The sequence below is a fragment of the uncultured Adlercreutzia sp. genome, from assembly GCF_958431955.1.
In the GTDB taxonomy this organism is placed as follows: domain Bacteria; phylum Actinomycetota; class Coriobacteriia; order Coriobacteriales; family Eggerthellaceae; genus Adlercreutzia.
This window is the reverse complement of record NZ_CAUASN010000002.1, coordinates 33,687-48,444: the sequence shown is the minus strand read 5'-3', so window position 1 is coordinate 48,444 and position 14,758 is coordinate 33,687. Positions and strand designations below refer to the sequence as shown.

Genomic DNA, 14,758 nt, shown 5'->3' with positions numbered 1-14,758 from the left:
TTTGATTTCATTTTGAGAAGAACTACAATCAAACATTGGCATAACTCTGCTCAAATTCTGCCCTCATTGTTTTCGACGAAGGTATGAGCAGGGAAAACGCCGAGAAAACTTAACCGAATAGCTAAGTATTTGAGAGGGGCCTGCTACAGCGGGCGGCACGAGAGCATGACGGAGTTCAGACGGAGCATGGGCATGGGAACGCATACGCAGCATACACACGCAGCAAATCACACCACGATGGGGGGGGGGGTTCTCGGTGCGTCGCATAGATATTCCGATGGGTCACGCCCCGCGGCAGACGCGCATGCCGGCGGCCGCCGCGGAGGGTGCGGCTGCCATGGAGGCTCATCCGCTGACTAACCCGTTCGCCCGGAAGCTGTGGGTGCGCGTGCTCTCCGTGTTCATGGCGTTTCTGCTGGCCTTCACGATGATCGACGTCACGCCGCTGGCCTCCTACGCCGACGAGACTCCCGCCGAGAGCTCCGCGCAGGCCGATGACGCGGCAGCGCCCGCGGCCGACGATGAGGAGGCGGTTGCCGACGAGGACGCCGACGAGGCCGAGGAAGACCCGCTCGCGTGGACGCAGACGGCCCAGGCCCATGCGCTCGATGCCGCCGTGCTCGCGGGCCTTCTGCCCGAAGGGCGCGTGGTGGCGGCCGAGGTGGCGCCCATTGTGACGGCCCGCACCATGGCGGCCGAGGATTCCGAGGCGGTCGTCGATGCCGACATCGCGGCGCGCCTGGTTCCGAACGTGCTCGCGTGGGGCGCCCCCTACCATACCCAGTCGGGCTTCTACGTGAAGGCGAAGCGCGCCCAGGCCGTCTACGATCTGGGCAACCTGTCGGCGCTCTTGGAGGGCGGCTACCTCGGCGGCTCCCGCGAGGGCGACCGCGTGGCGCTGAGCCTGGACGTTCCCTATCTGTACCTGAACGATGCGGGCGAGCTGTCCAACACCTTCTCTGAGGAGGAATGGCGCCTGCGCACCGCCCTGGCGGCCGAGGTGGCCGCTGCCGAGGGCGAGGGCGGCGCGGCAAGCTACGAGGAGGCACTCTCCCGCGCCGCCGAGGCGGCTGCCGACGCGCAGCAGGCCCCGGCGGCCCCGCGCGCGGCCATCTTCGCCGACGCGGTGCCGCAGGGTTGGTCGCTGTGGCAGGATCACGGCGGCGACTACACGCGCATCACCGACGATCAGATGGCCGCCGGCGTCTCGGGGCGGCTACTGTTCGTCTACGAGGGCAACGACGGCAAGCTCGCGGCCGCCGCCGCTCTTCCCGCTTTCGAGCTGGGCTTTGCCGGCGACGTGCCCGAGGGCGCCGTGGCCACCGTGCACTTCGGCTACGAGGCCCACTCCTTCACGGCCCTGCCCGAGGAGGGCGCCGATGCCGTCACGGTGTACGGCGACGCCAAGCGCGCCTCGGTGGCTTCCTACAGCCTCGTGAACAAGGCGGAGCCCCTGGGCGGCTCGCTTACGGCGGAGGTGTACCGCGCCCCCTCCGTGGCAGAGGACGGCTCCGCGCCGGGCTACCTGTCCCTCATGGCCCGCTTCGCCATGGGCTCGGCCGCCGCGCGCGGCTGGGCGCTCGACGTTGCCCTGCGCGCCGACTGGAACGGTGTCGGGGGCCTCACCTTGGAGCAGCTCGCGGCCAACGTGGTGGACGACGAGGGCAATGCCGCGCCGAACCGCGACGACGCGGGCGCGGTGCGGGTGGACGACGACTTCCTGGAGGAGGCCACCTTCGTGGGCGTGCCCGGCCAGGGCGGCCTGATCGCCCTGGATGTGACGGGGCTCACCGATGAGGAGGTCGCCTCCATCGATCCCGCCGATGCGGAAACCATCGAGGCGCTCGGCCTGACGGAGGTGCCCTACACGCTCACCCCCGACGGCACTGTGCGCGTGGCCTCGGAGGGGGCGAGTGGGGCCATCGGGTCGGACGAGGAGCGCCTCGTCATGCTGTGCGTTCCCTACGATGTCTCGTCGATGGCCGAGAGCCCTGAGGGCGGCTACGAGCCGGTGGAGGTGCGCCTCGACATGCAGGCCGCGGTCGTCTCCCATGGCGAGTCCTTCATCCAGGCGCAGCTGACGACGCTGACCTCCGCGGTCGAGCGGGTGGAAGGCGAGGGGCCCTCCGATGAGGGCGAGGGCGACGGCGCCGCTTCCGAGGAGCCGTCCGAGCCGGCCGACGAGGCGCCTGATGCGCCGCCGGCCGACGAGCCCGCCTCCGACGAGGGCGCTGCCGACAACGCGGCCCCCGAGGAGCCGGCCGACGAAGGTGCCGACGAGCCCGCTGCGGATGACGCCTCCTCCGACGACGCCGACCGCAGCCAGGTGTGGGTCGATCGCATGAACGAGACGGGTCTCGGGCCCATCATGTTCGGCAACGCCCTCAGCCGCCCCAACGATCCGCTCTACCGCACCGCCACGACCTTCTCCGCCCGCGCGGCCGGCGGCACCGAGACCATCTTGGTGGGCGGCCTGCCGGGCGGCTATGTGGACCCCAACCTGAAGGTCACCCCCGGCGGCGGCACCGCCATGGGCAACAACACCTATATGATCAAGTCCACCGACAGCCCCTTCTTGGACCTCACGGCCGACATCGGCTACGACGCCGGCTTCATGGGCCTGCCTGCCAGCGGCTACGCCGACGGCGAGCGCGAGGACGCGGCCCCCGTGTTCGAGCTGCAGATTCCCTACTTCGTGCCCTCCGGCTCCGGCGGTCTTACCGAGGAGTACAGCTACACCAACTGGGCCGCTGCCGGCAATGCGATCGGCTCCGACAACTCCACCCGCGGCCCGCGTTTGGCCCTTGTGCTGAACTCCGACTGCTTCAACGGCAAGTGGAAGATCTACGACATGGACCGCTCGGGCTCCACCAAGGGCACCGAGCTGACCGAGGCGCGCTACAAGCAGTGGTACAACTCCGAGGGCATCACGGGCACCTTCCGCCTGAAGTACATGGGCAACGCCTCCAACAAATGGCAGCTCATCAAGGACTTCAGCCGCCTCTCCCTCGGTGTCACCTTCATCGGCACCATCCCCGAGAACACCGGCGGCACCATCCGCTGGGGCGTGACCTACAACTCCTACACCGACGCCAACGGCAACGTGCTGCGCGGCAACATCGATACGGTCATCAGCCCCGGCGCGCAGTCGGACAGCTCCACCCAGCGCAACGCCACCTTCATCAAGACCAACCTCGACTGGCACACCAACGTGGAGGTGCTCAGCAAGCAGCCCGTGCTGTGGGACCGCTACAACTATATGGTGTACCGCATCACCACGCGCAACATTTCGCCCGAGGTTGACTCCCAGGTCGACTACTTGTCCTACTTCTTCAAGTTCCCCTCGGCCGAGCTGACCAACACGGGCATCCGCGACGCCGACCTCGTTACCTGGCAGGTGACCAATCCCCGCACCGAGAACGAGACCATCACGAAGAACCCCGACCCCCGGGCCACGGTCTCGGGCAAGGAGTACGTGGGCGTGCCCGGCCAGGGCGGCGCCCTCATCTACGACATCACCAACAACCCGGGCGTGGCGAACCAGCTCGACCTGCAGTCCTTCGAGAACGCCGAGGAGCTGGGGCTCCACGAGCTGCCCTACACCACGGCGGGCATGAACGGGCAGATCTCCTTCACGGTGCCCGAGGTGCAGAAGAGCGAGATCATCAGCCCGGACGACGGCCCCGACGCCTACAACAAGCTCATGGGCGGCTCGATGTACTACGGCCCCTTGAAGAAGTCGGAGGACCAGAAGACCGACCGCAAGGTGTTCCTGCTGGCGCTGCCCTACACGACCAATATGAGCGCCGACGAGTACGTGACGCTCGACACCGAGTCCACGGTGCACTTCGGCGGCCGCGGCGTGGACGACTACATGTGGACGAAGACCTACACGAACACCTCCCAGTTCACCGCCCCCAGCGCCGGCGCGAAGATCGAGAAGACGGCGCTGAACATCGACACCCGCGCCGAGGGCAAGAACCAGGAGGCCCCCCTGGGCCAGTCGGTCACCTACCGCCTGAAGAACCTGAGCATCACGGGCAACCAGCCGCTGTTCGGCACCTCGCTCTCCGATGACTTCGGCGCCCAGATCGTCGATACGCTGCCGAGCGGCCTGAACCTGCAGCAGGTGAGCATCAAGGTGGACAAGTCGGTGGCCTCCCGCGAAGACAGCGCCAGCACGACCGAGGGCAAGCAGCCCCTCCAGCTGACCGCCGGCGAGTTTTTGAACGGCATCAACATCGTGCCCAGCGCCGACTACGTGGTCGGCGCCACCCGCACGGCGAAAGAGGGCGATGTGCTCGGCGGCGTGACGGTGAGTGCCACCTCCACCCCGGCGGTGGGCGATGCGGTGACCCTCGCGAAGGGCGATGTCATCGACGGCTACGCGGTGGTGGACTCCACCGCCTTCGTGGGGCCGGTCACCGTGGCCAACGCCGCCGACATCTCCGACTGGTTCGCCGCGGAGCGCGGCAACCACGGCACCTCGGGCGTCCTGGAGTTCGAGTACCGCGACCGGCTCGGCAAGCTGCAGTGGAAGACCATCGACAACCTGCCCATCACGCGCAGCTACACCACCTCGGGCACGGGTTCCATCACCTACACCATCGGCAAGGCCTCCGATGCCTCCCAGCACCTCTCCACCATCCTCGAGGCCAACGGCATCGGCGCCATCCCCCGCGCGAGCGGCGGCGTGGCCACGGGAACCAACGGCACGTTCACCGGGCGCGTGCGCTTCCTGCTGAAGGAGCGCGTGCCCCGCTACAACGGCCTGTCGGTCATCCCCGTCACCTTCGAGGTGACCGGTGCCCTCATCAACCCGAGCTCGAACGGCACGGGCGGCCTGTACACCAACAAGGTGGACATCTCCTTCGGCCAGAAGCAGTGGATCACCTCCTCTTCCGAGGGCGGCCAGTACTACACGCTCCTCTCACAGACGAGCAGCCCCGATTCGGCCTCCTTCAAGGCCACGCCCACCAACCCCGTCATCACCGGCGGCGCCTTCTCGGGCAACAACGGCGGCGTGAACAGCCTGGCCGACCTGAAGGAGACGCTCGTGAACGAGCCGAACGCCGGCTGGCGCTTCTTCGTCTCCAACGACTCGGCCGCCCCCATGGAGCCGGCCTACCTGCTCGTCGGCGCCGACCAGACGCCGGCCGGCGCGGTGACCGGCATGACCTACCAGGGCATGTTCTACGAGGGCGTGCGCGGCGTGCGCCGCGGCTTCGAGGCCGAGAAGGTCACGCTCGGCGGCAACCTGTTCGACTACGGCACCATCGAGAGCGTCGAGATCAACTACTACTCCAAGAACGCCAACGACATGCTCATGCGCACCACGACGCTGTCCGCCGCGCAGCTTGAGGCCTACCGCGCCAACGACATGGACGGCGACGGCTTCAACGACGCGGTGCTGCCCTCGTCGCTGTGGGGCGACCAGTACCTCATGAACGTGAAGGTGAACTTCTCCTCCTTCAAGCCGCGCTACCGCTACGCCGGCACTTCCACCTGGGCACGCGGCATGGTGGAGATCATCGGCACGCCCAACCAGGTGCTCACCATGCCCCTGGTGGCGAAGTTCAGCACCGACTACGACGACGCGAGCTACAACAAGTCCGCCTCCAAGACGGCCACGCTGAAGAGCGCCTACGTGCCCATCAAGCCGGCCGTGGGCGTGAGCACGAGCTGGGGCGGCAACGGTCTGGCCACCTCCGCGAACGCCGCCGTGCCCTACCGCTGGGGCGACGGCGAGGGCGAGCAGGCCGCCTTCAACTACTCCTTCACCAACGACTCGTTCTTCGTGGCCCGTCGCCTCGATCTGGACCTGCAGATCAACGACAACGCCGCCAGCTCCATGGTCATCACCACCGACGAGGACGGCAGCCCGCTGCAGCGCGGCTTCGTCGGCGAGGAGCTCGTGCTGCCCGGCTTCCAGTGGAACAGCTACACCACCTCGGTGGAGCGCGAGATGCCGGAGCGGCAGGGCACCACGCCCGACGGCACGAAGGTGACCCTCAACAAGCGGGACGCCGCGGGCAACATCGCCTTCAACATCGACATCGACGGCGACGGCGTGGCCGACTTCCTCATCGACGCCGACAACGACGGCGTGGTGGACGACCCCGACGACGTGTACCAGTACAGCCCCATCTACGACGAGGTAGAGCACACCGGCTGGCTGCCCAAGAACGCGGCCATCTCCTCTATCGACTTCTTCTCCGCCAACATCAACGGCGAGCTGGCGAAGACCAACGCGGCCCAGGCGGCCGCCGAGGAGGCCGCGCGCCAGATGAGCTACGACGCGGTGCAGCTGCAGAACTTCATCTACCTGGACACCCAGGACGGCTCCGGCAAGGGCGACGGCCCCCAGGTTGCCTCCGACCAGGTGACGAGCAGCGTCGCGAAGACCGACACGCTCATCTCCACGTCCGCCTCGGGCGCGAACACCGTGGAAGTGTGGGAGCACGTGACCGAGGAGACCTACACCTACACGGGCGCCGCCCTCTCCCAAGGCGGCTTCGCGCTCAACCCGGGCGATGTCCTCGGCGTGCGCACCACCACGGTGCGGGAGACCAAGACCCTGCGCGCCGACGGCACCACCGACTCCTCCGAGGAGACGAAGGTGGCCTATACCGGCCGCACCGCCACCCTGCGCGTGCCGCTGACCTCCAAGTTCGACTTCTCGGGCGCAACTCCCGCCGAGACCGCCATCGATCCCGACGACACCATCGTGGCGCTGCGCGTCCACTTCGACCGCCTCGACGGCAAGGTCAGCTACGCCGGCGGCACCATCGCGCCGACGTGGCCCACCTTCAGCGTGTACGGCCGCGCCGACACCCTGGCCAACACCACGGCCCGGGCCAACGTGTACGCCACCACCGACGAGTACGGCTCCGACCTGCGCGCCACGGCCAACCGCACCATGAGCGTGTTCACGGCCACCTCGGCCATGAGCGCCAAGTCGTTCAAGCCGGCGAAAGCCCGCAAGGAGACGACGGCCAACAACGGCCCCGATGAGACCCAGTTCGGCAACGGCACCGGTGATGCCGATGCCAACGAGCTGGCGAACTATACCGACGAGGTGGGCTACCGCTTCTGGGTGAACAGCACGAGCTACGCCCGCATGGACAACGCCTCGGTCACCGTCTCGGTGCGCAGCCTGTCCGACAAGCTGCCGACGCCCATCGACGATGTGCAGGGCTTCCTCACCAAGAAGGTGGCGCTCTCCCGCGCGGTGCTGGACATGGGCTCCGACTACCGCAGCGGCAAGAAGGCGCCGGCCAAGGACGAGACGGCCCTGAAGCAGGTCACGTTCTACTTCCGCAACGCCGACGCGCCCAACCTGCCCCTGTACAACGACCAGCTCTCCAACCCCTCCCTCACCGTGGAGCTCAGTGCCGAGGATGTGCTGCAGCGGTTCGCCGACGCCGATGCGGAAGCCGGCGCGCCGGTCGACGAGATCGCGCTCGACTTCGCGAACGACGCGGCCTTTGCGGCGGTTGCGAGCTGCTACCTGGAGAAGATTGTCATCGGCTGTGCCGAGATCGACCCCCAAAACGGCGCCCAGCAGCTCGCCGAGGTGGAGGACAAGCAGCTCTACGTGGAGCTCACGGGTCAAGCGAACTGGTGGTACTCGCGGCTTTCCACCCCGAGCTTCAACCACCTGCCCGCCCAGATGGTCTTCGCCCAGCAGAACCGCACCATCGGCGGCACCCCGCAGCTGTCCGCCGGCAACGGAGCCAACCGCAACCTGTACTCGTACCTCACGGTGAACCCGCCGGCCCTGGCGGTGAACACCTACGGCCAGTACGGCAACTACGCCGACCAGTACATGAACCAGAACTCGCCGGGCGAGAGCGGGGATGTGACCGCGGTGCCCTACGACCGCGACTTCAAGATGTGGGTGAACCTGTACAACGAGCGGGGCATCTCCACCCTGGACGACGTGGACGTGGATGTGAACATTCCCCTGAAGTGGGAAAGCTCCGTGCAGCTGGACGGCAGCACCGAGAGCGGCTGGGTGGGCTTCCACACCACCCAGGTGCGCTTCCGCCACGCCTGGTTCGACACCTTCTACCACGGCGGCACCGTGGGTGCCATCCGCTTCAGCGGCTACGACGAGTCCGGCAGCAAGGACGTGAAGACCTGGACCCTCAAGCCCGACGCCGCCTACCAGGGCGGATCGGAGGAGGCCACGGCGGCCAACCCGCTCACCGCCTTCGTGGACGACTGCGCGGAGGGTGGCGCGGGTACCGACGGTGACGGGGAAGGCGATGCGGAAGGCGACGCAGACGCCAGTGCCGACGCCGGCGCGGACGATGCCGCCTCCGACCGCCTGCACGCGGGCCTTGCCCTCACGGCCGAGGGCGACCTGGTGGTCGGCGAGGAGGTGCTGCGCGCCCACGGCATCGACAACCTCATCAAGGTGGAGCTCATCTCCTGGAAGGACATGCAGGAGGATTCCTCCGGTGCGGGCCGTGCCAACCAGAACATCGAGTTCATCGGCTTCCACGACGTGAACCTGGGCGAGTGGTACCGCCACTTCGGCGCCGAGGCGCGCAACTACCTGCTCGGCATCCGCCCGGCCAACGGCGATGTGCCGGGCACCGTGGACGATGCCACGTGGAAGACCCTCAGCGCGAAGATGTACACGCCGGTCACCCGCAGCGACTCCTCGCAGGTGTACAGCTCGAAGATGTATTTCGACACGGTGAGCCGCGCGGGCCTCTACGACAACACCGCCTCTTACGCCAACATCGCCGATAACCTCATCGCCGACCAGCATTCCGCCAACCCCACCAAGACGCTCATCGCCAACAGCGATGGCAACGCGCTCGGCAACCGCTTCACCAAGTACACCGCCGGCAGTTGGGACGGGCACCACTGGGGCCACTCCAACGGCTCGGGCGGCGAGAGCAACGCCATGCTGGAAGTGGGCTACAAGAGCCAGATCTCGCTGCTGTCCGACTTCCGCCAGGTGAACAGCCAGTACAACGTGCGCTACCCCGAGTACTCCGGCTGCACCTACAACGGCGGCATCTTGAACGAGCAGTCGGCCTACAGCTACGTGGGCCCCGAGACCTACAACACCGGCATGACGGTGCACGTCACCCAGCAGCTGCCCTCCACGGTGTTCGACGCCTACTACGTGAAGATCCGCTCGGTGGCGCTGCCGTACATGCAGGGCATCGACGTGCTGTACCAGGACGGCTCGGTGGTATCGCTGACCGAGGACGATCTGCGGGCCGCCTACGACACCACCGACACGGCAGGCTCGCCGGCCGCCTCCCAGGAGCGCGAGACCTCCACCTACAAGGAGCGCAACAACACCGGCAAGGGCAACGGCTCGCAAAGCGACGCCGCGGCCACCGATGCCAGCCTGGCCCAGAACCGCTACTTCCGCCTGAACCTGCTGAAGACCGATGACGCGGGCAAGCCGGTGGCCTCGCTGGGCTCGGCCGCCAACGACTACAACAGCGCCAACGACACCGGGGTCTCCGAGGCCGACGGCTACAAGGATCCCGTCTCGGGCTACGAGCTGAAGGACGGCACCACGGTGCAGAACCCCGTGGTGTCCATCACCTACCACCTGAAGGTGAACCAGAACCAGTTCCAGGGCGATCAGGAAAACGCCTTCACCGGCCAGAACGCCGGCACCGACGCCGCCTTCGAGGCGAACCCGCTCGCGTCTGACGCCAAGCTGAACACGCCCGACTACGGCACCTGGTACGCCCTTTCCGAGACGAACGCCGGCGAGTGGGTGAAGAAGATGGCCTTCGAGGTGAACGGGCGCGTGTACCGCACGGTGCAGAACATGTCCACCGCCCAGGGCACCGCCCAGCCGCTCGACTTCGTCTCCAATTTGAGCGACAACTTCGCCAACATGCGCTCGGCCGAGATGGACACCATCACCGAGTCGGAGATCGGCGGCGACTACTCCGGCAACGAGCGCCCCGGCCACAAGGCCTTGAAGCGCGCCAACAGCCCCTATATGAAGAACGGCAACACCGACCAGACCGTTTACGGCGTGAACGGCGCCCTTTCCAAGACCTCCGACGGCGACCGCGTGGCCTTCATCGCCCCCGGCGTGCAGAGCCGCCGCAACGCCCCCGCCCGGCGCACCTACTATCCCGCCGGCGCCGGCAGCCTCGCCCAGGGCGACCTGAACGTCGACTTCCGCAGCGGCTGGGCCTTCCAGGACTGGCATTCGGAGCACTGCTGCTACTGGTGCGGCCACAGCCACGGGCGCAACAACATGCGCCACATGGTGTCGCGCGCCTTCTTCACCTCCACCGACGATGGCGTGTACACCCGCAAGGGCGTGGACACGGGGCTCGTGCTGGGCAACGACCACAACGACAACGCCACCTTCGGCGGCACCCACAACTTCAATGTGGCGCTGTACCGCACCAATATCCGCAAGTACTACTACACGAGCGCCGACTACCGCTACGGCGACGACTGGTACGACCGCTACATCTCCCATGCCGACTCGGTGGTGCTCACCGACACGCTGCCCGAGGCCTTTAAGGATGAGCAGCTGAACTACTACGGCTACCTGGCCAAGGGCCTCTCCTTCCAGGTGCCCAACGCCGCCGGCACCGCCTACAGCCTGCCGGTGGGCAACGACAGCCTGTACGCGCACTTGAAGAACTACGACGGCGCCCGCATCACCCTGTACACCCGTAAGACCCCCAAGTCCGTTGGCACCAAGGTGCAATTCCGCAAGATCGTCATCGATCACGAGGCCATTACCGTCTACGAGAAGGACGGCTCGGGGGTGTGGCAGGTGAACGCCGATGCCACCGCCCGCTTCGACGCGCGCACGGCCACCGTGGACGGCGCCACCGTGTCCATTCCGAAGAAGAACCTCACCTACCTGCTCGACGCCTCCCAGGGCAAGGGCGACCTGTGGTTCCGCACCTACGCCTCGAGCGGGGATGCGCTCGCGGCCGCCGTGGCCGTGTCGGCGGGCAACGACGAGCTGGACACTATCGACGCCCGCACCGCGGCGCCCGAGGCCATCGCCAAGCGCTTCGCCGCCGCCTCCGGCGGCATCGAGGCCTCGGTGTATCTGGACTTCGCCGCCAACGAGTACCTGGACTACTACGAGATCGACTGCGGCCCCTACTACGGCAGCGGCGACATCACCTCCGAGTACATCGGCCACTACGCCGAGAAGGACAACACCGTCGACACCAAGGACTTCCAGCTCATCGGCAGTCCCTACGTGTACAAGAAGCAGGTGAACCCGCTGACCGGCAAGGTGACCGACGTGCAGGACGCCACCAACCGCATGGAGGTGTTCTTCAGCCACGACTACGCGCCGCTGGGCACCGCCACGGTGGGCACCGGCACCGATACCGACGCCAACCACGGCACGGGCCGCTTGCGCTCGCCCGGCTGGCGCAGCGGCTGGAACGACACGGGCGACGTGGTGAACAACGGCAGCCACCGCTGGTACGACGAGGCCTACTACCTGGGCTTCCTCATTCCCTACGGCTACAAGTACAGCCTCCAGGCGGTGACCACCGACGCCCGCGGCAACACCGACGCGAAGGACGGCAAGCCCTCCGAGAACTCGTCGGTGCTCTACGACTACTACCTGGACGACGACTCCCTCACCCCCGAGGCCGCCGACGGCATCCTGCCCAACACGGCGAAGTTCTACGCCTACTTCCAGAACATCTCGGACGGCGGCAGCGCGCCCACCCAGGCCTCCCACATCAGCCGCGTGAAACTGGAGAACACGCTCGATCCGGCCTTCCGCCTGCAGACCATCTACGTGCCCCAGCAGTTCGTGGAGGTGGCTACGAACACCAACCGCTACGCCAACTGGTTCCGCGGCGAGGAGTTCACCTTCAAGGTGTTCGACACGGCGGCCAACGCCGAGAAGGCCATCACGCTCACCTGGAACGAGATGCTCGTGCTCGGGCTGCTGAACGCGCCGGCGGCGGGCACCGACGACTACACCATCGACATCGAGAAGTACCTGCGCCTGTGTGTCCGCAAGGACCAGCTCATGGCCCAGGGCCAAAGCGAGCTGCAGGTGGCCCAGACCCTCGGTCTGCCCACCACGATGGAGGAGTACAAGAAGGTCACGGGCCTCACGGGCGCCACGGCCGATGAGAACGCCCAGCTGGCGGCCTTCGATTCCGCCAGGCTTGTGGCCGCCATGCCGCGTCTGCGCACCTACAGCGCCACGGCCAACGGCTCCAACAACACCGACGGCTCCATCGTGCTCACGAACACCATCGACGGCTACGCGGGCGACGCGAACGTGGACCACACCTACGTGGACGCCTACGTGAGCTACTTCTCCTTCGTGTTCAACTCCCCGAACGCCACGCGCACCGAGGCCTACACCATGCTCGACTCGGCCGAGTTCCTGGGCCGCATCGTGGACAACGACCACCTGCTCGCCCTGAACAAGAACGCGAGCAAGTTCAACGTGCCCAACGTGGTGACCATGACCCGCGAGGAAGCGCTCAAGGAGCTCACCCGCGAGCGTCCCGGCACCAACTTCCCCCAGGGCTACTACACCGAGGAGAACATCCGCGTCATCGAGACGGTGATCGAAGACGGCGAGGAGGGCTCGAACATCCCCATCGGCAGCGTGGTGTCCCAAAGCCCCCTGCCGACCGACTCCTCGGGCGAGCCCATCCAGTCGGTGGCGGGTGCCATGATCACCATCACCGTGCGCGTGGAGGCGCCTAAGGCCGAGCGGTTCGACGTGCAGACGCTGCTCGGCAAGCCGCTCGCCCAGGCCACCCAGGAGGCCAACGACGCCGGATTCAGCGTGCAGACCCAGCTCACCAACGACGAGATGCTGGCCGACGGCACCCAGGTGGAAGAGGGCTCGGTGCAGCGGGTGGAGGACATCACCGGCACCCCGGGCACCGAGGGCGACACCGTGCTTCTGTACGTGCACGCCAAGTACGGTACCGTGCCCAACGTGGCGCCCGTCGTGCCCGAGGGCGGCTCGCTCGCCGACGCGACGCGCACCACGCTTGCCGACGCCCTGGCGGCCATGCAGGCCGCGGGCATGAACGCGCACGTGACCTACGTGGTGCCGACGGCGGAGGATTTGGGCGCGACGGCCGACCCGGAGAACCCCGTGGACCTCTCGCCGCTCTACGACACCGTGCGCAGCCAGTCCATCCCCGGCGGCGAGACCCAGCTCAAGGGCACCGAGGTGGAGCTCGTGGTGTTCGCCGAGCCCACCGTCGTCACCGACGTGGTGAACCACACCGAGGCCGACGGAGTGGCCCTGCTCACCCAGCAGGGGCTCTCCGCATCGGTGAACACCGTGCCCATCCCCAAGCCCACCGAGCCCGATGAGAACGGCGAGGGCGCCAGCGACATGACCTCGCTCATCGGCACCATCTTCGCCCAGGAGCCCGCGGCAGGCTCAAGCGTGCTTCCCGGCGCCACCGTCACCATCTCGGTGTACGGCCCGCCCGAGGAGGAGACGCCCGAGCAGCCCACGGGCACGCTGGAGTACGTGCTGTACATGCCCGAGGCCGCCGGCTTCAACGCCGACACCTCCACGCCGCTTTTGGCCAAGGTGACCGGCACCGACTACGAGGGCAACGCCGTCACCAACTTCTACCGGCTTGTGCCCGGCACCCCGCTTCCCGTGGTGCTCAACTACCCGCAGCGCGATACGAGCTACACGGTGGACTACTTCACGCCCATGAACGCCGACGGCAGCACCTACGAGGTGCCCGCCTCCCACGAGCTGGAGCGCAAGGCCGACTTCGACGCGGAATCGTGTGACCGCTCGCTGAAGCCGCTCGCCGCCGACACGCTCACCCGCGCCGAGGTGAACAAGAAGATCCTGCGCCTCGAGCAGATCCGCGACGCCGAGGACCGCCTGCTGGCGGGCGCGCTCTCGGTGGACGTGCTGAACACCGCCATCGCCCAGCTCGACGAGTACTACACCAACTCCCTCGAGCGGAAGGACTACGCCTTCACGGTGCAGTTCCCCGAGATGGACCTGGCCAACACCACGGCCATGGCCGCGCGCATCCAGGGCTCCGACTACCGCGGCAACCCCGTGGACTTCACCGTGGCCTTCAACCTTAAGGCGGGCACGTCGGGCGAGGGGAGCAACGCCCAGCCCGTGTGCACCCAGACGGTGACGCTGAACCTGGTGAAGGGCAACTACGCCGCGAGCTTCCTCATGCCGGTGTCCAAGCCCACCCAGAAGACCCAGGAGATCGTGAACGCCGACGGCAGCGTGACGGTGCAGCCGGTGGTGGACGATAACGGCAATCCGGTCATGAACCTGGCCGGCATGTACGGCCCCGCTTTCGCCGTGCGCACCTACTTCGACGACGCCGGCAACCCGCTCTCCACTCCCGCCGTGCCCGGCACCGACGGCAACGAGGGCACGCCCGAGCTGAATTACGTGGAGGCCGCCGACCAGTCGCAGCTGCCGCTGAAGGAGAAGCGCGCCGACGGCAAGGACGTGAACATGGCGCTCGTGGTGGCCATGGACGAGTCGGGCAAGAGCCAGGAGGTGATCGACGGGTATTTCGACACCCTCACCCAGTGGATCGAGAAGGCCGACACGACCGCGTACACGACGCCCGCCGGCAGCCCGCTCGTGGACTTCGACCGCAGCATCGTGGACCAGTCGAGCCAGTATTTGCCGGACAGCCCGGTGGAGTACTCGCTGTACGTGGACTGCGAGGGCTGGTGGTACCAGCAGAACGACGCCACCAACTCCACCCAGGTCATCGCGCACATCACCGGC

General features: G+C 67.2%; 1 protein-coding gene (running past one end of the window). It reads left to right on the top strand.

Going from position 1 to position 14,758, the window contains the following annotated elements; translation table 11 throughout:
* The first annotated feature begins 277 nt into the window (after positions 1–277).
* On the top strand, positions 278–14,758 hold the start of the coding sequence (locus Q5064_RS01065) for an SdrD B-like domain-containing protein (protein ID WP_302961538.1). It continues 23,376 nt past the right edge of the window; the window shows 14,481 of its 37,857 coding nt (coding positions 1–14,481); its start codon is at positions 278–280; its stop codon lies off the right edge, out of view.